The sequence below is a fragment of the Pseudomonas sp. AC172 genome, assembly GCF_979258595.1.
On sequence record NZ_OZ409868.1, the window covers coordinates 1,849,265 to 1,870,326 of the forward strand.

Sequence of the window (21,062 nt, forward strand, 5' to 3'; positions counted from 1 at the left end):
TTGAAAGTGTTATTCACGCGATTGATCACATTGGCGGTGGTGCTGTTGGCGATCGTGCTCGGCTGGTTTGCCTGGGAGCATTACACCCGCGCGCCGTGGACTCGCGATGCCCGGGTAAGGGCGGATGTGGTGACGTTGTCGGCGGATGTCTCCGGGCGCATTGTCAGCCTTGCGGTGCAGGACAACCAGCATGTCGACAAGGGCCAACTGCTGATGGAGATCGACCCGGCGCGTTACCGTCTGGCAGTGGAGCACTCGCGCCGCGAGGTGGAAGTGGCGAAGGCAACGCTGGGTCAGTCGCAAGCGGCGATCGTTGCCAGCGAAGCACTGCTCAAACAGCGGCAAAGCGAAGAGCGCCGACGGCGCACGCTCAAGCAGGGTTTCGCGATTTCCGGGGAAGAATGGGAGAAATCCAGTACCGACGTGGCGGTGGCTCAGGCCGACCTGCTGCGCAATCAGGCCAATCTCGGCCTGGCCGAAGCCAATGTGCAACTGGCTATCGCAGCACTGACTCAGGCGGAACTGGATTTGCAGCGCACCCGCGTCGAGTCCCCGGTTAGCGGTTATGTCACCAACCTGCTGACCCGCGAAGGTGACTACGCGGTGAGCGGCGGGGCTTTATTGGCACTGGTCGACAGCGATTCGTTCTACATCAGCGGCTACTTCGAAGAAACCAAACTGCCGCGCATCGGCGAGGGCGATCGGGTGCGGGTGCAATTGATGAGCGGAGAAACCTTCGGCGGCACGGTGCAGAGCATTGCCTTTGCCATTGCCGACCGGGAAAACGCGCCGGGCAGTCGGCTACTGGCCAATATCAACCCGAGTTACACCTGGGTGAAACTGGCCCAGCGGGTGCCGGTGCGGATCGACATTGATGGCGACTATGCCGGCAAGGATCGCCTGCGCGCAGGCACCACGGCAACCGTTACTGTCCTGGAAAACAACACTGAAAAAAAGGCACAAAAAAACCCCGCGACCGAATGATACGCGGGGCAAAAAATTTGGTTGGTTGCGGCCAACCAAAGGAGCTCTTTAACAATCGATTACTTGCTGGCAACAGTCTCCGGTTGCCAGCCGCCGCCAAGGGCCTTGTAGATCGCGACGATGCCGCGATACAGGTCGACTTCAGCCTGGGCCTGACTGTCTTCGGCATTCAGCCGTTCACGCTGCGCGTCGAGCAGCACGAGGAAGTCAGTCGTGCCTTCGCGGTAGCGGATTTCAGCCAGGTCGGCAGCCTTGCGGCTGGATTCGCTCTGACGGATCAGCGAGATCAGACGTTGCTGACGCTTGCCGTAATCACTGAAGGCGTTTTCCGACTCTTCAAGCGCAAGCAGTACTTGCTGCTCGTAGTTCGCCAGGGCGCCTTCGGCATCAGCATCGGCGCCACGCAAACGGGCGCGCACGCTGCCAAGGTCGAACGCGGCCCACGTGATGCTCGGGCCGAGTGCCCAGGCGTTGGCCGCCGAGGAACCGATCTGCGAACCGCGCCCGGCCGTCCAGCCGAGGAAGCCACTGAGGCTGACCCGTGGAAACAGATCAGCTTTCGCGACGCCAATACGCGCCGTGGCCGAAGCCAGATTGCGCTCAGCGCTGAGAATGTCCGGACGACGCTGCAGCAGCTCGCCCGGATCCCCGATTGGCAGAGCCTTGGCAATCGCCGGCAAGTCTTTCGGGCTCAGATCGACAGTCAGTTTGTCCGGACGCTCGCCCAAGAGGGTGGCGATACGGTTTTTCTGCCGAACCTGTTCTGCCTGCAATTGCGGCACGCTGGCTTCGACCGAGGCCAGACGCGCATCGGCGCGTTCGACGTCGAGTTGATCGCCAACGCCGGCATCACGCAGGCTGATGGTGATCTTGCGCGATTCCACCTGATTGTTCAGGTTGGCCACGGCGATCTTTTCGCGCAGTTGCGCACCACGCAGTTGACCGTAAGCGTCCACCAGTTCGGCAATCATGGTGACTTGCAGTTGGTACAGATCGGCTTCGGCCGCTTGCTGGTCGGCGTCGCTGGCTTCCAGATTGCGCTGGATGCGGCCAAACAGGTCCAATTCCCAGGCCATGTCCAGACCGAGGTCATAGCGTTCGCTATTGACCCGGTTGGTGGTCTGGCCAGGGATTTGCCCCTTGGCCAGATCACTGCTGGCGCGGCTGGTGATGGTCGGCATCGCATCGTTGCTGGCGTCGTCGCGGATCGCCCGGGCGGCTTTCCAGCGGGCGAACGCCACGCGCAGTTCGCGGTTGCCTTGCAGCGATTGGGTCACCAACTGGTTGAGGGTCGGATCGTCGAATTGCTGCCACCAGATGCCTTCGAATTTCGAACGGTCGAAGTTCTTTTGCCCGGCGGCGCCGTCTGTGACGGCCGTGATATTGGCCGCCTCCGTGGCTGGGGTCTTGTAGTCGGGGCCGACAGCGCAGGCGCTGAGGGCCAGCACCAGCAGACTCGGCAGGAAGACTTTCAGACTCATTGTTGCGCCTCCAGTTTCAGAGCTTTGGCCGCTTTTCGGGCTTCGCCGCGTTCAACAAAGTTACGGATCAGTACGTAGAACACTGGCGTCAGCAACAGACCGAAGAAGGTCACCCCGAGCATCCCGGAGAACACCGCCACACCCATGGCGTGACGCATCTCGGCACCGGCACCGCTGGAGAACACCAGTGGCACCACACCCATGATGAACGCGAAGGAGGTCATCAGGATCGGCCGCAGACGCAGACGGCAGGCTTCCAGTACCGCAGCGAGCGGGTCGAGGCCTTCTTCCTGTTTGTCCTTGGCGAATTCGACGATCAGAATCGCGTTCTTACAGGCAAGCCCCACCAGTACGATCAAGCCGATCTGGGTGAAGATGTTGTTGTCGCCGCCCGAGATAATCACACCGGTGATGGCCGACAGCAGGGTCATCGGTACGATCAGGATCACCGCCAGTGGCAGGCTCCAGCTTTCGTATTGAGCGGCCAGTACCAGGAACGCCAGCAGTACGCAGAGCGGGAACACGAACAGCGCGGTGTTGCCGGACAGAATCTGCTGGTAGGTCAGGTCGGTCCACTCGTAGGTCATGCCGTTCGGCAGTTCATCCTTCAGCAGTTTCTCGATGGCTTTTTCGGCCTGACCGGAGCTGTAGCCCGGGGCAGCCGCGCCGTTGATTTCTGCGGTGATGAAGCCGTTGTAGTGCATCACGCGATCCGGACCCGAGGTGTCGCTGACCTTGATGAAGGTCGCCAGCGGGATCATTTCGCCTTTGTTGTTACGTACTTTCAGCTGGCCAATCTGGTCGGATTCGAGACGGAACTGCTGCTCAGCCTGAACGTTGACCTGATAGGTGCGCCCGAAGCGGTTGAAGTCGTTGGCATACAACGAACCCAGGTAGATCTGCAGGGTATCGAAGATGTCGCTGACGGCCACGCCGTGGGTCTTGGCTTTTTCACGGTCGATAGCGGCATCGACCTGCGGCACGTTCACCGTGTAGCTGGTAAACAGGCCAGCCAGTTCCGGCACGCTGTGGCTCTTGTTGATGATGTTCATGGTTTCCTTGTACAGCTCGTCGTAGCCCAGGTTGCCCCGGTCTTCGATTTGCAGACGGAAACCACCAATGGTGCCCAGACCTTGTACCGGCGGTGGCGGGAAGATCGCCATGTACGCCTCTTGAATGTTCGCGTACTGGCCGTTCAAGGCCCCGGCGATTGCACCGGCGGACATGCTCGGGTCTTTACGTTCGTCGAACGGTTTCAGGGTCACGAAGACGATGCCGGCGTTCGGGCTGTTGGTGAAGCCGTTGATCGACAGGCCCGGGAACGCCACGGCGCTTTCCACGCCTGGTTGTTTCAGTGCCATGTCGGACATGCGCTTGATCACTTCTTCGGTGCGATCCAGGCTCGAAGCGTCCGGCAGTTGTGCGAAAGCTACCAGGTACTGCTTGTCCTGGCCGGGGACGAAACCGGTCGGCGTGCTGGAGAAACCGAAGAAGGTCAGCACCATCAGGCCTGCGTACAACAGCAGGGCGATGCCGCTGCTACGGATAACCCGGCGCACCGTGCCGACGTAGCCATGGCTGGCACGATCGAAGAAACGGTTGAACGGACGGAACAGCCAGCCACCAAAGATCTTGTCGAGCACCTTGGAGAAGCGGTCTTTCGGCGCGTCATGGCTTTTCAGCAACACAGCGGCCAGTGCTGGCGACAGGGTCAGCGAGTTGAACGCCGAGATCACGGTCGAGATGGCGATGGTCAGTGCAAACTGTTTGTAGAACTGCCCGGTGAGGCCGGAAATGAACGCCGCCGGAATGAACACCGCACACAGCACCAGAGCCGTGGCAACGATCGGGCCGGTCACTTCACGCATGGCGCGCTTGGTGGCTTCGACTGGATTCAATCCGAGCTCGATATTGCGCTCGACGTTCTCCACCACCACGATGGCGTCGTCCACCACGATACCGATCGCCAGTACCAGGCCGAACAGCGACAGCGCGTTCAGCGAGAAGCCGAACAGGTGCATCACCGCAAACGTACCGATCAACGACACCGGCACCGCCACCAACGGAATGATCGAGGCACGCCAGGTTTGCAGGAACAGGATCACCACCAGCACCACGAGAATCAGCGCTTCGAAGAGGGTGTGAACCACCGCCTCGATCGAGCCGCGCACGAAGATCGTCGGGTCATAGACGATGCTGTAGTCCATGCCTTGCGGGAAGTTTTTCTTCAGCTCGTCCATCTTTCCGCGAACTTCGTTCGAGATGTCGATGGCATTGGAGCCTGGGCGCTGGAAGATCGGGATGGCCACCGCCGGTTGGTTGTCCAGTAACGAGCGCAGGGCGTATTGACTGGAACCGAGCTCAACGCGCGCGATGTCTTTGAGACGAGTGATCTCACCATTGTCGCCTGCGCGAATGATGATGTTCTCGAACTCTTCCTCGCTGACCAGACGGCCCTGCGTGTTGACCGACAGCTGGAAGCTCTGGGCATTCGGGGCAGGGGGTGCACCCAACTGACCGGCCGCCACCTGACGGTTCTGCTCACGAATCGCGGTCACTACATCGGTAGCGGTCAGATTGCGCGAAGCGGTCTTGTTCGGGTCGAGCCAGACACGCAGCGAGTAGTCGCCCATACCGAACAACTGCACATCACCGACACCGTTCAGTCGAGCGAGCTCATCCTTGATATTGAGGATTGCGTAGTTGGACAGGTAGAGCATGTCGTAGCGCTTGTCCGGCGAGGTCAAGTGCACAACCATGGTCAGGTCGGGCGATGCCTTGTCGACGGTGATACCGATGCGCGTCACTTCCTCGGGAAGCTTCGGTTCGGTACGGGTCACCCGGTTCTGCACCTGCACCTGCGCGTTGTCCAGGTCAGTGCCCAGGGCGAAGGTGATGGTCAGGGTAATCTTGCCGTCGGCGGTCGACTGCGAGGACATGTACAGCATGTTCTCGACGCCGGTGATGGCTTGCTCCAGCGGAGCGGCCACGGTTTCACCGATGACTTTAGGGTTGGCGCCCGGGAAGTTGGCACGCACCACCACGGTTGGAGGCACGACTTCCGGGTATTCGCTGATCGGTAGCTGGAACAGCGAGATCGCACCGGCGATCAGGATCAACAGCGAAAGCACCGCTGCGAAGATCGGCCGTGAAATGAAGAATTGGGAAAAATTCATCGGAGTTGTCGTCCCTTAACCGCGTGGGGTCGTAGCAGCCAGCTTCACAACCGAACCGGACGCACCTTTGGCAGGAGCGACTTTGGGCAGGTTGCTGGCTTCCAGCGCTTGACGTTGTTGAGCGAGTGCCGCGATGGTCTGTTCGCTGGCCATCGGCACCACTTCTGGAGTGACCGGCGAGCCAGGACGAACCCGTTGCAGACCCTTGACGATAATCGTGTCGTCCTTGTTCAGACCGGTACGGACGATGCGCAGGCCTTCGATTTTCGGACCGAGTTCAACGGCGCGGTATGCGGTTTTGTTGTCCGCATCCATCACCAGTACGAATTTCTTGCCGAGGTCGGTACCGACCGCTTCATCGTTGATCAACATGGCGTTGTAGGTGCCGCTGCCGACCAGTTTCAGGCGTGCGTACAGGCCCGGGGTGTAGGTGCCGTCGCTGTTGTCGAACACCGCGCGACCACGGATGGTGCCGGTTTTCGGGTTGACCTGGTTGTCGACGAAGTTCATCTGGCCGAGGTGCGGGTTGCCGTCTTCATTGGACAGGCCCATGTACACCGGAGTGGTGGCACCGCGCTGACCATTACGGGCGAGCTGGGTGTACTTGAGGAACACACGCTCGTCGGCGTCGAAGTAGGCATAAACCCGGTCGGTGGAAACCACGCTGGTCAGGGCCGTTGTATCGGCGGTCACCAGGTTACCGGCGGTGATTTCGGCACGGCTGACGCGGCCACTGATCGGCGCGGTGACGCGGGTGAAGCTCAGGTTCAGTTTGGCCAGGTCCAGTTGCGCTTGCAGGGCACCGACGGCGGCGCGGGCTTCTTGTGCAGCGCTGGTGCGCGAGTCGGCCAGTTCGGCGGAAATGGCGTTGCTGGCGCGCAGACGTTCGCCACGGCCGGCTTCGTTTTCACTGCGGGTGGCGTTGGCGCGGGACTGGGCGACCAGGGCTTCGAGGCGGCGCACCTCAGCCTGGAACGGACGCGGGTCGATCTGGAACAGCAGGTCGCCTTTCTTGACCAGTGCGCCTTCGGTGAAGGCTACCTCGTCAATCTGGCCGGAGACCCGAGGACGGATTTCAACGGTTTCCGGCGCTTCGAGGCGCCCGGTGAATTCGTCCCACTCGTTGACCGGTTGTTCCAGCACCTTGGCCACGCTGACTTTCGCAGCGGGCAGGGTGGCGGCAGTCTCCGGAGTCTTGCCGCAGGCGCTCATCACCAGTACGGCCAACATGGCCAACGGGAAGCGCAAATGTTTGAGTGACTGTTCCATGGATGCATCCGCCAATGTATTGAAGATGGGCGGATGATGCTCGGCGGGGGGTGATGGCACGAATCGAATGAAGCAAAGGTAACTATCATTCGGAATGATATAAGAGCCGAACGAGCCCTCTAGCATGCACCTTTCGTTAGGTGGCTATCAATCTGCTTGATGGCAATTCTCTGTTGCCTGACCTGCAAAAGTCAGGAGCGAGGCTGCGCGGCGGGGATTATGCGGGGATTAAAAATGCCGAACCCGCCATGGTGGCGGGTTCGGCACTGCGGTCAGAGTTTCGGCAACTGGCCGATTCGGCCAATCATTTCCGTGACGATCTGCAGATCCAGCTGGAATTGCTCCACGGTCTTGAACTCGCCATCGGTGTGACCGGTGTATTTCACGTTCGGCATGGCCAGACCGAATTGCACGCCGTTCGGCAACTCATGCACCGAGGTGGCGCCGGCGGAGGTGCCGAACTCGTGTTTCATGCCCAGATTTTCAGTCGATACCGCCAGCAGCGCTTTGACCCACTCGCCCTCAGGATTGCGGTACATCGGCTCGGCGATCGAATAGTCGAAGGCTACGGCTACGTGGCTTTTCTTGTCCCACGCCGCCAGTTTATCGGCGATTTCAGCCTTGAGCTTCTCCGGCGACTTGCCCTTCGGCACGCGCAGGTTGACCGCCAGTTTGAAGGCTTTTTCGTCCATGCCGACGTAGGTCAGCGAAGTTGTCAGTGGACCCATGAAGGCGTCGGAGAAACCGACATTCAACTTGTTGCCCAGGTAATCCAGCCCCCAGTTGTCGGCAGCGTAACGTGCGGCATCGGTGATGTGGTTGTGCTTGAACGCGACTTTGCCATCAAGGCTATTGATAAAGACCAGCATCCGCGCGACCGGGTTGACCCCGGACTCGGGCTCGGAGGAGTGTGCGGACACACCGGTCACGGTCAGTTTGACGTCTTTGCCGTCGACCTTGGCGCTCACCTGGAAATCGCCGACGTTGCGCTTGGCAAACGCGTCACCGGCCTTTTGCAGGCTGGCAGCCAGTTCAGCAGGTTTGTCGGTGATCAGGGTGGCGACCGACGCCGAAGGAATCTGGTTGGTCGCGAGGCCACCGGTCATCGAGATGATTTCGGCACCTTTGCCTTCACCTTTGCGCTTGGCAAAGTTGGCCATGACGGTGCCGTAGCCTTTCTCGGCAATCACTACCGGGTAGCCACCATCCAGCGCCAGGTTGTAGTTCGGCGTCGGGTTGCGTTCGAAGTAGTAGGGGATTGCGTCGCCCGTGGTTTCTTCAGTGGTGTCGACCAGCAACTTGAAGTTGCGCACCAGCGGCAGTTTTTCTTCCTTGATGACTTTCATGGCGTAGAGCGTGACCACAATGCCGTTCTTGTCATCTTCGGTGCCGCGACCGTACATGCGATCGCCAATCAGGGTGATCTTGAACGGGTCGAGGCGCGTGCCATCCTTGAGCACCCAGTTTTCCGGTGTGACCGGTACTACGTCGGCATGCGCGTGAATACCAACCACTTCATCGCCACTGCCATCGAGGGAAATCTCGTAGACGCGGTTGTCGATGTTGCGGAATTTCAGATTAAAGGAGTCGGCGAGACTTTTGATCTTCGCGGCGATCTTAATGAATTCCGGGTTGTCATGCTGCTCGACACCGTCCTTGCGATAGGTCGGGATCTCGACCAGTTCGCGCAGGGTTTCAGTGGCGGCAGCGCTGTATTTCGCGCGCGTATAGATACCCAGCAGACGATAGATTTCGTTCTGCTGCTCGGCGGTCAGGGTCTTGTTATCAAGATACGCACCAATCGCCGGGCCGATGTCGGCAGTTTTCGCCAGATCGCTCTTGCCCAGGCTGCCGAGGAACTGGCGGAAGTCGGTGGCTTTGTCTGCGCTGTAAGTTTTGAGAATTTCAACGCTCTGTTGCGCAGTGATATTGGCTTGTGCGGGCGCCGTGAACACGGCAAGACCGGCCAGCATCAAGGTGGTGGCAGCCAGTTTTTTGAAAGAGACATTCATTACGAAGGGCATTCCTTTGCAGGGCAGTGAGTGAGGCGTGTCTCAGCGCTGAGACACATACACTTACAAACTAACACCGTGCCAGAGCCTTGCGGGAGTCCTGAAAGGGGATGTGTCGCACAAAAATGCAAAAGAGGCGCACAAATGAAAAAGCCCGGGACGGTTACCGGGCTTTTTTATGGGGACGACGATCGGGGTTATCTGAAAATCTGTTGAATCATGACCGTGGAGGGGATGAATAACGTGTTCGTGTAATAGGCCTCATACCCATAGGCGGTTATGCGAACTTTGCACGGGATTGAAGTTTGCGACGTCAGCAACGGTTTGATGGCGTCGTAGTCATTCAAGTCGCGTTGCGTACCATCCGGATTGGTGTAGTAGAAGATCAGATCGGAGGAAAACTTGTAATTGGGCCTGACTTGACCGCTTGCGTTCACTCGCCCTTCGGCTTTTACCGCGATTGGATGCTCGGATGAGAATTCCGTGTCTCGATTGAGAGAGCAGATCAGGGTAGGGGGGAGCTGGTTGGCTTTTTCGGCATCGTTAAAAACGTTCTGCAAATCCACGGTGGAGTTGAATTGCGCCGTGAACAGATTCGTGGGGCCGAGTCCGAACGACGATAACGTGAGATTTGCCGGTGGAATGCTGGCTGTTTTGACACAGCCAGTACAAAGAAGCGCAGCAAGGCAAGTGATGGAGCAGAGCCTGTTCATTGCTGAAATACCAACTCTTCGTTGTGATGGCCCTGCATCGTGATCACTGCGATTCAGCCATCTGCGCCATCTGATTGTTGTTTTCAGAGGCGGGATATCAAAGACTATCCGGATCCCCAAAAAACATCTGAATCCGCGACCGCAACCACCGCTCACCCGGATCGTTATCCTGCGACCCACGCCAGGCCATATGCAGCTCAAACGTGCGCGTCGGCAACGGCGGATCTTCCGCGCGAACGCCGCCAGCCGCCGTCAACGCATCCGCCGTGTAATCCGGCACGGTCGCTACGATGTCAGTGCCTGCCAGCAACGTACTCAACCCGTTGAACTGCGGAACGGCCAGCACCACATGGCGCTTGCGCCCCAGTTTCTCCAGTTCTTCATCAATAAACCCACTGAGGTCGCCGGCAAACGACACCAACGCATGTGGCCGCGCGCAGTAGTCATCCAGGCTCAGCGGCCCCGGTACGGTATCGGCGCGCAGCAATTTTGGTGCGCTGCGACGCAAGACCTTGCGCTTGGCGTTGGCCGGCAGGTCCGTGGTGTAGCTGACGCCAATGGATATCTCGCCGGAGGCCAACAGGCCCGGCATCAATATGTAGTTGACGCGGCGGATCACCAACACGATGCCAGGCGATTCGGCGCGCAGGCGTTTGAGCAGCATCGGCAGCAGGGCGAATTCGACGTCGTCGGACAAGCCGATCCGAAATACCGAAGTGCTGGTGGCCGGGTCGAATTCGGCTGCACGGCTGACGGCTGTCGAAATCGAATCGAGGGCCGGCGAGAGCAGGGCGAAGATTTCCACCGCGCGGGCGGAGGGTTCCATGCTGCGCCCGGTGCGCACGAATAGCGGGTCATCGAACAGGCTGCGCAGGCGCGAGAGCGCCGCACTGATCGCCGGTTGACCGAGAAACAGTTTTTCTGCCGCCCGGGTCACACTGCGTTCGTGCATCAATGTTTCGAATACGATCAACAGGTTCAGGTCGACACGACGCAGGTCATTACGATTCATCTGGAGTCCTGGCAGAGTCATCAAGCTTGACGAGAGCGGCCATATGAGAACAATGGCCGGCATGAATCTTACGGGGAAAGGCTGGTACTCTGCACCGGAAAATTCAGCTTTACTGAGACGGTGGCAGCAGTTTTTTCATGGATTTTGCCAATGCCGCCCATACTGCGGAATCAATGACAGGCATGTCGACTATTAATAGCCACTGATAGTCTTGGGTCAAAAGCCCAGATAGAGTTCATGGCATTAGAGGTTACTTTGACGAGGTTTGCGATGTCCCGCACGATCCGTTTTCACAAGTTTGGTCCGGCCGAGGTGCTCAAATGCGAAGAGCATGCGGCCGCTCAGCCAGGTCCTGGCGAAGTGCAGGTGCGTGTCGAGGCGATCGGCATCAGCTGGTATGACACGCTTTGGCGTCAGAATCTGGCCTCGTCTCAGGCGCGACTGCCTGCGGGTCTTGGTCACGAGATGGCCGGTGTGATCACCGCTGTCGGCGACGGTGTCGATGATCTGGCAGTGGGTGACAAGGTCGCCAGCTTTCCGGCCGAGAGTGCGAACGACTACCCGGTCTACGGCGAGTCGATCGTGCTGCCGCGTACCGCACTGACCCGTTATCCGGATGTGCTCAGCCCGATCGAAGCCAGCGTGCATTACACGCCGTTACTGATCGCCTACTTTGCCTACGCCGATCTGGCGCGGGTCAAGCCAGGGCAGTTCGCACTGGTGACTGACGCCAGTCACTGTGCCGGTCCTTCGTTTGTCCAGTTGGGCAAGGCGATGGGTGTGCGGGTGATTGCCGCCACCAAAGAAGCCGAGGAGCGCGAGTACCTGCTGTCCCTTGGCGCAGAAAAGGTCATCGTCACCGAAGAGGAAGATCTGTTGATGCGAATCAACAAGATCACCGACAACCGTGGTGTCGACGTGGTGTTCGACGGCCTCGGCGGTCCGCAGATGTCGTTGCTTGGCGATGTGCTGGCGCCGCGTGGCAGCCTGGTGCTGTACGGCTTGCAGGGCGGCAATCAAACGCCGTTCCCGGCTTGCGCAGCGTTCCAGAAGAACATCCAGTTCTTCGTGCATTGCATCGGCAACTTCACCGGCAAGCCGGAACTGGGCATTACTCAGGATCACGTCGCCTTGCAGCGTGCCTTGCGTGACATCAACCAGTTGACCGCTGATCGCGTGTTGCTGCCGCTGAAGACGCGTGTATTCCCGTTCAACGAGTTCGTCGAAGCGCATCGCTACATGGACGAATGCCCATGCCGCGAACGGGTCGCGCTGCAGGTCGAGCCGGCGTAAGCCCAGTCATCAGAGTCCGTGGCCCCACGGACTCTTGTGCGTTTACTTCCCTGCGGAAAAACAGAGCTCCCTGGCGCTATGCCCGGGGCCGTTCAGCAACTGAACTGGTTTTTGCTCTCCATCTGTATCTTCTAATCACAATGTAAGCCCTGATAATTGAATGATTACTTTCATCTCAAGGAATGAGTCATGGCTGTGCATTCAATTTGTCCTGCGCGATATCAAACGAATAAATCGATTGATCTAGCCAACTTTTGTTTAATTGTTGTAGGGCTATTCGGAAACCGCTTCTCTTTTTCTTGTGCTCACTTTCCGTGGGACGTTGTGGGAAGTTTCCTAGGATTGCGTTCTGGAAAAAATATCTCAACAATTACAGCGGCTTGGAGGCAGAGCTTGGCAGTTTAAGGGGGTTTGTCAGTTCAAGTGTTTCAAATAACTACAAACTTGTAAGTGTTAGCATTCGAGCGTCTATTACTTATTGATGAATTGTCGCCTGACTGGTTTTGCAGTCCGCGTGGCATGAAACTTTCGATACCGGGTAAATACCGATGAGCACGATCCATGATCAGGCAATGAACTATGTCTACCAGCAAGTATTGCAACGTTTGCTGAGTTTCTTCTCTCGCGCAGAACGCACGGCGCTGCAGTTGCTGATCCAGCGACTGGCGGTGGCTGCCGGCGGTATGGAGAGCATTGGTCATTTCAAGGTACTGGTGAACCAGTCAGGGTCGCGCGACAGTTGTTATACGCTGGCATTGTTACGAGCCGCCCAGTTGACCATCGCTGGCCGTTCGCCCGCGACCTTTCAATTGCGGGTCGCCAACCTGCGCTGGAATGGCAGCAGCCGGGTGTCGCTGCAAAACATGCATCGCAGCTATAGCGCACTTTTTCTCTATGACGATCCTCGGGTCGAACTGGTGATGGTGGATGACCGCGAGGTTCTGCCGTTTGACCATCAGGCACCTATTGGCGAGGCGGGGCGTGAGGCCAACCGCATCAATCTGCTGTTGATCGGGCATCGTCGAACCTGGAACGAACCGCTCGAGCTATGGGATGACGCTTATCTGGCCACGGCCGAGTTCTATGGACAGGTTGCCCGCTGGAACAATGGCGTCGATGCGATGATCGGCAGTGAGTCTACGCGCCGTCAGAAGCACTTCCTCGACGGATTGGGTCGCGCCGTACAGAAAGCCACGATCGCCGGACCCCAAGTGAGCACTGTCGGTTTTGACATGCTGTTCCCGCTGCTCGATGGGCTCGGTGGCGATTATTATCGCGAGTTTTACCCCGAGGAGGAGCGGGTAGCCTGGCGTCCCGAAGGTCAATTCGAGGCGTGTCGGCGCACCAGTTTTGTCAGTATCAACGACATGATTGTCGGCAAGCTCGAAGAGCGCTGGCCTTTGCTGAGTGATTTTCTGGGTTTTCAAGCGGATGACCTGGCGCTTTATCAAGGTGATGACGAACACGTCGAGCCTTTGGTGGCCGCGCATTTGCGAGGCATGCAGGCTCAATTCATCGAGGGGCGGGCCTATGCGGCCGGCGTCAGCGAATACCTGAAAGACAGCCTGATCGCCATGCGTCAAAAACAGGTCCCGGAGCCCGTTTGCGAACAGTTGCTGGCGAGCTTCGGCAATCTGCAGGAGCCCGAGCAACTGCGCATGCAGGCGGAAAGTACTCTGCTGGCCAATTTTGAACTGAATGAAATCCAGCTCACGTGCCTGTTGTTCTCACCGTTCATTAATGCGGGTGCCGGGCTCGAGCGCTTCCTGCGCAATTGTCATCCCGGCATGCTGGTGGCGTTGCCGGAGCTGCATCGGGCCATGCGGGGCCTGCATGCGCCGGAACAGGTCATGAAATGGATGACGGATGTCAGTGGGCTGCCGGTCAGGTTGATTGTGCGTCTGTATGCAATGGGGCCTGTTTGCATGTCTGCACCCGACGAAGCGGCAGCGCAGCGCCACGACGAGGATGACGCGGTAGCCAAACCTTTCGCCGATCGATCGGCGGAAGGCTGATCGTGAGCCACTTGCCTGGAAATGAAGGCATGCCCATGCCCATGGATGCGGGTTCGTGAAAGCGTCGAGGGAGAACGACTTCGTTTATCAGGCGGTTTATCGATATCTGACGCTGCTGATAGAGGAGGCCGGGAGTAGCTCGGCGGTGCGTCTGCCCTCACTGCGACAATTGGCGGATCGGCTCAATGTGTCGATCTCGACTGTCCAGTACGCGTATTCGCTTCTGGAAAAGGAAGGTCGGGTCTATTCGATTGCCAAATCCGGGTACTACGCGCAAGCGCTACATGTGATGGACTCACCTGACAGTGGCAGTGATTTGCTGGAAACCGTTTACGTCAATGCCAGGCGCTGGGGCATGTGTGTGCTGAGTGCCGATGAGCCGGCCTCCCTGCAACCGCTGGACAATCCATTACTGATGCTGGAGCGTGAGCTGCTGCGTCAATATCCGCGCCAGCCGCAAGCGCTGGTACAACCCTGGGGAGAGCTGGAGCTGCGCACCGTATTGGCCGCACGCTATACCTCGTCTACGGCCAATTACTGGCGGGCGGATGACATCTATATCGGCGCAGATCTGCGCGGTGTACTGGAAATTCTGATTTCCGTGCTTGAACTGCGTCGGGCCACTGTGGTTGTTGAATCGCCCTGTGACTGGGTGATTTTACGTCTGCTGGAAGCCGCCGAGGTGCGCGTTATCGAGTTGCCGTTGCTCGCCGGTGGCGTGATTGATTTGCAGCGGCTGGAGTCGGTGCTCAAAAATGAGCCGGTGCGTTTGATGCTGTTGTCGTCAGTGCTGAGCATGCCCAGGGGCAGCCATCTGCCGCTGAGTAACCAGCAGGCCGTCGCGCATTTGCTCGGGTGTCATGGCACCTGGGTGCTGGAAAACGACTGTTACAGCGAGCTTCATGAAAGCGCTGATGCCCAACGGTTGCGCGACTGGCTTGATCCTGATCGTTTGCTGGTGTTTTCCACGTTCGAAAAATTCATCGGGGCCGAGGCGCCTTTTGGCATTTTGCTCTCACGTCATTGGCGCAATGAGTTGCAGCGGCAATTCCTGTTACGCGCGTTTCGCTTGTCGCCGATCCGCCAGAAGGCCGTTGCCAGGCTGCTTGGGGGAGGGCGGCTGGATCAGCATTTGCTGGTACTGAGACGGATGCTCAGGGAGCGTCGCACGCAATTGATCGAGTTGTTGCGAGAGCGTCTTGGCGATGCGCTGCAGATTGTCGAACCGCAAGGTGGCGCGACGATTTGGGTACGTTCTCTGCGCCCGGTGAACATGGCTCAGGTGTTCCAGCGCCTGCTCAGACAGCAAATCATCATTGCACCGGGCGAGCTGTTCAGCCTGCAAGGCCTGCATGCGCACCACTCTGCGGCTGAGCCCGCTGAACCATGGCGACCATGACCTGGCCAGCGTCGTCGGACTGCTGGGCGACGCCTTGCGTCTGGCGCCTGCTGAATAACGTTAAAAAACATCGGGAGTGTCCCGGATAGATCCCATCGCACTGCGGTCAAACTGCCAGTAAACTGCGCTCTATTCCTGAACCACTCTATTTCAGAGGTTTTGCATGACACTCAGTCCTTTTGCGGGCAAACCGGCACCGGCAGAATTGTTGGTCGATATCCCGCGACTGGTAACGGCTTACTACACCGGACAGCCCGACGCCTCGATTTCCACTCAGCGTGTGGCATTCGGTACATCCGGACACCGGGGCAGCTCGTTCGACTTGAGTTTCAACGAGTGGCACGTTCTGGCCATCAGCCAGGCGATCTGCCTGTATCGCGAAGCCCAGGGGATCACCGGGCCGTTGTTCGTCGGCATCGACACGCATGCACTGTCGACCCCGGCCGGGGCCAGCGCGCTGGAAGTTCTGGCCGCCAACAATGTGACCGTGATGATCGCCGAAGGTGATGAGTACACGCCGACACCGGCCATTTCCCACGCGATTCTCTGCTACAACCGTGGCCGTACCTCGGGCCTGGCGGACGGCATCGTGATCACGCCGTCGCACAACCCGCCACAAAGCGGTGGTTACAAATACAACCCAACCAATGGCGGGCCGGCTGACACCCACATCACCAAGTGGATCGAAGCCAAGGCCAATGAGCTGCTGGCCGCCAGACTGGCCGGTGTGAAACGCATCAGTTACGAGCAGGCGCTCAAGGCCAGCACGACGCATCGCCACGATTACCTGAACACCTACGTAGCCGACCTGATCAATGTGATCGACTTCGACGCCATTCGTGACGCCAAACTGCGTCTGGGCGTTGATCCGCTGGGCGGAGCAGGGGTGCGCTACTGGTCGGCGATTGCCGAGCATTACCGTCTGGACCTGCAAGTGGTCAACAAGGAAGTCGACGCGACGTTCCGTTTCATGACCGTCGACTGGGATGGCCAGATTCGTATGGATCCGTCATCCAGCCACGCGATGCAAGGTCTGATTGGCCTGAAAGAGCGTTTCGACGTTGCCTTCGCTTGCGACCCGGATCATGACCGCCACGGCATCGTGACGCCGTCCGGTGGTTTGCTCGCGCCGAACAACTATCTCGCCGTTTCGATCGATTACCTGTTTCAGAACCGCCCGCAGTGGCGTGCGGATGCCGGTGTGGGTAAAACCGTGGTCAGCAGCGGTCTGATCGATCGAGTGGCCAAGCGCTTGGGGCGTCGTCTGTACGAAGTTCCGGTCGGTTTCAAATGGTTCGCCGACGGCCTGTTCGATGGCTCGCTGGGGTTCGGTGGAGAAGAGAGCGCCGGCGCATCGTTCCTGCGCAAGGACGGCGGAGTGTGGAGCACCGATAAGGATGGTCTGATCCCGGCGCTGCTCGCCGCTGAAATGACCGCACGCACTGGCCGCGATCCGAGCCAGGCCTACAAGGCATTGACCGATGAGTTGGGCGAACCGTACTCGGTGCGCGTTGACGCCAAGGCCAATCCGGAGCAGAAAGCACTGCTGAGCAAGCTGTCACCTGACCAGGTCACCTCGACTGAACTGGCCGGCGAGAAAATCCAGAGTATTCTCAGCCATGCACCGGGCAACGATCAGGCAATTGGCGGTCTGAAAGTGATGACTGAAAACGGTTGGTTCGCCGCGCGTCCGTCGGGCACCGAAGACATCTACAAGATCTACGCCGAAAGCTTCATCAGTGACGAACATCTGAAGCAATTGGTCGTTGAAGCGCAGACACTGGTGGATGGCGCCATCTCCAGCAAGTGATGCTCGCAAGCGCATGAAAAAAGGGGCAACCGTGATGGTTGTCCCTTTTTTTGTCTGCCCTTCAGGCGATTACGCCAAATCCACCAAGACGATTTCACTGTCCTCAATGGCCGTGACGCTCAGCACGCGCTCATGCGCTACCGCCACACCGTCCCGAGCTTGTGCGCGCAAGCCGTTGACTTCAATCACGCCAGTGCTTGGAACAAGATACGCGCGACGGCCTTCATCCAGATGATATTCGGCAGTTTCACCGGCCTTGAGGTTGGCCGCGACCAATCGCGCATCAGCGCGAATCCGCAGGCTCTGGTCATCGCCATCCTTACCGCTGGCCAACGTGACAAAGCCTTCGCGCTGGCCTTTCGGGAACGGTTTTGCGCCCCACGATGGCGGTGCGCCGGTTTCCGTCGGCAGAATCCAGATCTGGAAGATCTTGGTGTCTTTCGCTTCCAGGTTGTATTCGCTGTGAGCGATGCCGGTGCCGGCGCTCATCACTTGGACATCACCAGCTTCGGTGCGGCCCTTGTTGCCCAGGTTGTCCTGGTGAGTAATCGCACCTTCACGGACATAGGTGATGATTTCCATGTCGCGATGCGGGTGCTGCGGGAAGCCAGTGCCTGCTGCAATCACGTCATCGTTCCACACCCGCAGGTTGCCCCAGCTCATGCGCTGGGGGTCGTAGTACTCGGCGAACGAAAAGTGATGATGGGCATCCAGCCAGCCGTGATGGGCGCCGCCCAGCGAGCTGAAAGGTCTGAGTTCAAGCATGATCGTCTCCTCAAAAGGTTCGTCATGGGGCGTGAATGGTTGACACCCGACGCGACACCGGTGGTTTATGACGGCCATCATCTATCAGTTAATGATCGGTAAAAAGCGTAAAAGTTGCGGCGTTATGATCGAGATTTCAGATAGGAAAACAGCTCGAAAGCGTCTCATCTCACCTTCAGTTCATCGCCTAAACCGATGACCTGTAAGCATTTCGCTAGAACTGAGCGGCAAATACAGACACCATAGCCGCAACAGCCTCACACACTGGAGCCCGTCAGCGTGGCGCAACACACCCCCGATCTTCCTCCCGAACTTCGCCCCTTGGCCGAAATGCCTTGGTTCAAACGCCTGGCGGCGCGCTTCTTCGGCCATGGTTTGACACGTCTGCGCGCGCAGCACCGTGCATCGTGGTTGCACGGTCAGGCCGACGGCTTCCGCAGCGGCCACACCGCTGGCGTCGAATATGGATTCAGGGAAGGCAAGCTTGAGGGGTTGGAAGAAGGCCGGCAGGTGCTGCTGATCCGTGACAGCCGCAACACTGAGCATCGCCCGCCGAGCGTCGATAATCATCTGTTCGACGATTGGCGCCTGCCACTGACGGCCGAGCTGAAAAAGCGCATGAAGGCTGATGTCGCGTGCTTATTGCCTGAGTACGCTCAGCCAAGTGCTGCGCAATGGAAAATGATTTTCAGCGAAACGCCCTCGACATCTGTGGTCGCCGGCGCTGGCGCGGGCAAATCCACCACGCTGGTGTTGCGCATCCTCTTGCTCAACCACTATCTGGGCTTTGAGCTGGACTCGATGACCGTGGTGACCTTCACCCGCGAGTCGCGCAAGGATTTCATTAATAAGCTGATCGAGCTGTTCGGACTCTGGGGCCAGACGCTGAATCTACGCCAGGCTCGCGAACTGGTGCGCACTTTCCACTCGCGCATCCTGCCGATGGTGCGTAGCTTGCCGGGTTTCGAGCGCTTGCAGGCTTTTGAAAACCTCAGCCATCGAGCGCAAGGAGCCGACGAAGAGGTCGACAGTAATCCGTTCGACCTGCGCATTAACGATGCGCAGCGTCAGCAACTCAACGCCTGCTATCACCGCTTGTTCAACGAGGACGAGCGTTTCCGTCAGCTGATTCAGCCATTGTCCCTTGCCGGTCTACAGCTCAAGGAGCTGGAACGTGATCACCCGGACGTGCAAAAGCGTGTAGCGGTGACGCAGTTGGCCGCCCAGCGCGATGAAGAACTGTGCGATGCCATTGAGGATCTGTGGTTCCGCGCGGGTGCCTGGCCGATCAAGGGTATAGAGCCGAACCGGCAGAGTTTCGATATCAACGGCGCGAAATTTCATTGCCATGGCTACATCCCGAGCCTGGATGCCTGGGTGGTACTCGGTTTTGATCCGAGGGAAAATCCGCAGGTCAGCCGGCCAAACGCCAAACTCAGCGTCCGCGCAGAGTGGGCGGTGAAGCGCACCCTGTTTCAAGCTTTCTGTCGTAAGCCTTTGATTTGGCTAGATACTTACGAGTCATCACGGCGCGTTCTAGCGACACTGGCAGGCGATGCCAGTGCCGGGCCGGGCTTCGATTACAAGGTCAAAGGCGAGTTGGCACCGGCGCCGTTGCTCGACTGTTTTGTCGCCGCAGCAGGTTTCATCGAGAACCTCGGCCTGGACGTGCCTGACGCGGTCGCTCGCATGAGTTTCGCCAAAGACGATTCTGACCGTTTCTTCTTTGAGGCCCTGAGTCTGTTCTGGCGGGCATTTGAAGATCATCTGCTGGATCAGAAACCGCCGGTCATGACCTACAACCGCATGTTCGCGCTGTTCAGCGAGCACTCGCCGGAAAACCTCAAGCTGTTGAGCGATGAGTTGCTCCGGCCGCTGGCACACCTGATGATCGATGAGTTTCAGGATGTATCGCCGCAGATCGTTTCGTGGATACGCGCGAGCCTCAGCGAAATACGCAGCCGAGGCCCGGCCATGCACGTCGGGCGGGGGGCGCAGCGTTCATCTTTGCTGTGCGTCGGTGATGACTGGCAGTCGATTTACGGCTGGCGCGGGAGTTCGCCAAGTTATTTTATGGCGTTCGACAAGGAGTTCCCGTCGCCGAGCACCACGCGTGTGATGCTCAGTGACAATTACCGCAGCCATCAACACATCATTGATGCCGCTGAGCACATCGTCCGCGCGGCGCCGGCGATCCCCGGCAAAAAAGCCAAGGCTAGCGGCGCGCCTAAACCGTTGCAGCCAGTCAACGTGCTGGAGCGCGATGATCACGCATTGGGCCAGCGCCTCGCCGAACATTATCGTCAGGGGCATTCAATCTTGATGCTTTATCGAAAAAGCAGCGATAAGTCATTGATTCAAGAACATATTCAGTCTGTAGTTAATGTGGATTCGAGCTTGCCGTACGAAGCGCGACGCCTGAAGCAACTGACCTACCACAGCGCCAAAGGCTTGCAGGCCGATGCGGTATTTCTGCTCGGTGACTGTCAGCACCTGACCAGTTCGCCGTATAAAAATCAGGTCTACCGCATGGCCGGATTGGGTAAGTCTGGCGACAGCGAGCCGTATGACACGGCGCAAAAGGACGAGATCCTGCGCTTGGCCTATGTCGGCATCACCCGTGCGGTCAGTCATTGCTACTGGTACGTCGAACCGCAGGAAACGCAAGCGGTGAACATGCCCCGGGCATCGGACCGGGTGGCGAAGGGCAAGCCGTTCTTCGTTGATCACCGCATTGCCAAACAAACCGTTTAAGCACAAAAAAGCCCACATCGCTGTGGGCTTTTTGTTTTAAATCATAAGCTTATGCGTAACTCCTGAGAGACTCCGGAGGTACGAAAGCTTCCAGCTCGTCCTCCACAGCCTCGATGATTCGCTCCACATCCGCTGCATTCATTACCGTCGCGCACGGAATGCCGGCGATGGCGATCATGGTTTCGCCACTGGCGCGATCGAACAAGCGGGCGACCATGCTGCCCGGTGCGTCCATCGTCGCCTCGAAACCCATGGGATGAAAATGCCAGCGCATCAGTTGGCATGCATTGGGGAACGTGACTTTGCTTGACCCTTTATTCATGTGTTGCCCGCCTTCTTCATCGAGCGCTTCCGTTTGCTCATGTTAGGTGGGAAGAGC

At 58.4% G+C, this 21,062-nt stretch carries 13 protein-coding genes and 1 pseudogene; 6 read left to right on the forward strand and 8 right to left on the reverse strand.

Going from position 1 to position 21,062, the window contains the following annotated elements:
• Positions 1-984 carry an HlyD family efflux transporter periplasmic adaptor subunit gene (locus tag ACZ0A4_RS08345; RefSeq protein ID WP_463574040.1) on the forward strand — a complete coding sequence of 328 codons (984 nt, stop codon included), beginning with the start codon at positions 1-3 and terminating at the stop codon, positions 982-984.
• A gap of 59 nt (positions 985-1,043) precedes the next feature.
• Here the strand turns inward: ACZ0A4_RS08345 and ACZ0A4_RS08350 are convergent, their stop codons facing one another.
• The 6 genes from ACZ0A4_RS08350 to ACZ0A4_RS08375 form a co-directional block, all read right to left on the reverse strand.
• Positions 1,044-2,465 (reverse strand): efflux transporter outer membrane subunit, encoded by a 1,422-nt coding sequence (locus tag ACZ0A4_RS08350; RefSeq protein WP_141125555.1) that lies wholly within the window; start codon positions 2,463-2,465, stop codon positions 1,044-1,046.
• Entirely contained in the window at positions 2,462-5,641 is a 3,180-nt protein-coding gene (locus ACZ0A4_RS08355) for an efflux RND transporter permease subunit (protein ID WP_038367649.1), read from the reverse strand. The genes ACZ0A4_RS08350 and ACZ0A4_RS08355 overlap by 4 nt, the downstream gene beginning before the upstream one ends.
• A gap of 15 nt (positions 5,642-5,656) precedes the next feature.
• Positions 5,657-6,910, reverse strand: a complete 1,254-nt coding sequence (mexE, locus tag ACZ0A4_RS08360) for a multidrug efflux RND transporter periplasmic adaptor subunit MexE (protein ID WP_463574042.1) — start codon at positions 6,908-6,910, stop codon at positions 5,657-5,659.
• 272 nt (positions 6,911-7,182) lie between these two features.
• The gene (locus tag ACZ0A4_RS08365) at positions 7,183-8,922 is read right to left on the reverse strand and encodes a dipeptidase (protein WP_463574043.1); all 1,740 of its coding nucleotides are present in this window, start codon (positions 8,920-8,922) and stop codon (positions 7,183-7,185) included.
• 197 nt (positions 8,923-9,119) lie between these two features.
• A complete protein-coding gene (locus tag ACZ0A4_RS08370) occupies positions 9,120-9,635 on the reverse strand; it encodes a hypothetical protein (RefSeq protein WP_463574044.1) in 516 nt (171 codons plus the stop codon).
• A gap of 97 nt (positions 9,636-9,732) precedes the next feature.
• Complete coding sequence (locus ACZ0A4_RS08375) at positions 9,733-10,647, reverse strand: LysR family transcriptional regulator (RefSeq protein WP_034154182.1); 915 nt, start codon at positions 10,645-10,647, stop codon at positions 9,733-9,735.
• A gap of 270 nt (positions 10,648-10,917) precedes the next feature.
• Here ACZ0A4_RS08375 and ACZ0A4_RS08380 point away from each other — a divergent pair, with 270 nt between their 5' ends.
• From ACZ0A4_RS08380 to pgm, 4 genes and pseudogenes are all read left to right on the forward strand, one after another.
• Positions 10,918-11,940: a zinc-dependent alcohol dehydrogenase family protein gene (locus tag ACZ0A4_RS08380; RefSeq protein WP_016983050.1), complete on the forward strand. Its 1,023-nt coding sequence runs from the start codon at positions 10,918-10,920 to the stop codon at positions 11,938-11,940.
• 548 nt (positions 11,941-12,488) lie between these two features.
• Positions 12,489-13,955 carry a hypothetical protein gene (locus tag ACZ0A4_RS08385; RefSeq protein ID WP_463574046.1) on the forward strand — a complete coding sequence of 489 codons (1,467 nt, stop codon included), beginning with the start codon at positions 12,489-12,491 and terminating at the stop codon, positions 13,953-13,955.
• A 55-nt stretch (positions 13,956-14,010) separates the two neighbouring features.
• Positions 14,011-15,412: pseudogene (locus tag ACZ0A4_RS08390) on the forward strand (aminotransferase-like domain-containing protein).
• 105 nt (positions 15,413-15,517) lie between these two features.
• Positions 15,518-17,164, forward strand: coding sequence for a phosphoglucomutase (alpha-D-glucose-1,6-bisphosphate-dependent) (pgm, locus tag ACZ0A4_RS08395; protein ID WP_463574047.1), 1,647 nt, complete (start codon positions 15,518-15,520; stop codon positions 17,162-17,164).
• A 69-nt stretch (positions 17,165-17,233) separates the two neighbouring features.
• Here the strand turns inward: pgm and ACZ0A4_RS08400 are convergent, their stop codons facing one another.
• Entirely contained in the window at positions 17,234-17,929 is a 696-nt protein-coding gene (locus ACZ0A4_RS08400; protein ID WP_141125568.1) for a pirin family protein, read from the reverse strand.
• A 279-nt stretch (positions 17,930-18,208) separates the two neighbouring features.
• On the opposite strand from ACZ0A4_RS08400, the gene ACZ0A4_RS08405 reads away from it, so the two are divergent.
• Positions 18,209-20,683, forward strand: coding sequence for a UvrD-helicase domain-containing protein (locus ACZ0A4_RS08405; protein ID WP_463574049.1), 2,475 nt, complete (start codon positions 18,209-18,211; stop codon positions 20,681-20,683).
• Between the two features lie 49 nt (positions 20,684-20,732).
• Here ACZ0A4_RS08405 and ACZ0A4_RS08410 read toward each other — a convergent pair whose 3' ends face one another.
• Positions 20,733-21,005 carry a DUF1652 domain-containing protein gene (locus ACZ0A4_RS08410; RefSeq protein WP_463574051.1) on the reverse strand — a complete coding sequence of 91 codons (273 nt, stop codon included), beginning with the start codon at positions 21,003-21,005 and terminating at the stop codon, positions 20,733-20,735.
• Positions 21,006-21,062: the final 57 nt, after the last annotated feature.

Excerpts from the sequence above, each read along its gene's own strand:
- ACZ0A4_RS08385 (WP_463574046.1), top strand. The coding sequence starts at position 12,489 with ATGAGCACGATCCATGATCAGGCAATGAACTATGTCTACCAGCAAGTA.
- ACZ0A4_RS08375 (WP_034154182.1), bottom strand. The coding sequence starts at position 10,647 with ATGAATCGTAATGACCTGCGTCGTGTCGACCTGAACCTGTTGATCGTA.
- ACZ0A4_RS08400 (WP_141125568.1), bottom strand. The coding sequence starts at position 17,929 with ATGCTTGAACTCAGACCTTTCAGCTCGCTGGGCGGCGCCCATCACGGC.
- ACZ0A4_RS08350 (WP_141125555.1), bottom strand. The coding sequence starts at position 2,465 with ATGAGTCTGAAAGTCTTCCTGCCGAGTCTGCTGGTGCTGGCCCTCAGC.
- ACZ0A4_RS08410 (WP_463574051.1), bottom strand. The coding sequence starts at position 21,005 with ATGAATAAAGGGTCAAGCAAAGTCACGTTCCCCAATGCATGCCAACTG.
- ACZ0A4_RS08355 (WP_038367649.1), bottom strand. The coding sequence starts at position 5,641 with ATGAATTTTTCCCAATTCTTCATTTCACGGCCGATCTTCGCAGCGGTG.
- pgm (WP_463574047.1), top strand. The coding sequence starts at position 15,518 with ATGACACTCAGTCCTTTTGCGGGCAAACCGGCACCGGCAGAATTGTTG.
- ACZ0A4_RS08365 (WP_463574043.1), bottom strand. The coding sequence starts at position 8,922 with ATGAATGTCTCTTTCAAAAAACTGGCTGCCACCACCTTGATGCTGGCC.
- ACZ0A4_RS08380 (WP_016983050.1), top strand. The coding sequence starts at position 10,918 with ATGTCCCGCACGATCCGTTTTCACAAGTTTGGTCCGGCCGAGGTGCTC.
- mexE (WP_463574042.1), bottom strand. The coding sequence starts at position 6,910 with ATGGAACAGTCACTCAAACATTTGCGCTTCCCGTTGGCCATGTTGGCC.
- ACZ0A4_RS08370 (WP_463574044.1), bottom strand. The coding sequence starts at position 9,635 with ATGAACAGGCTCTGCTCCATCACTTGCCTTGCTGCGCTTCTTTGTACT.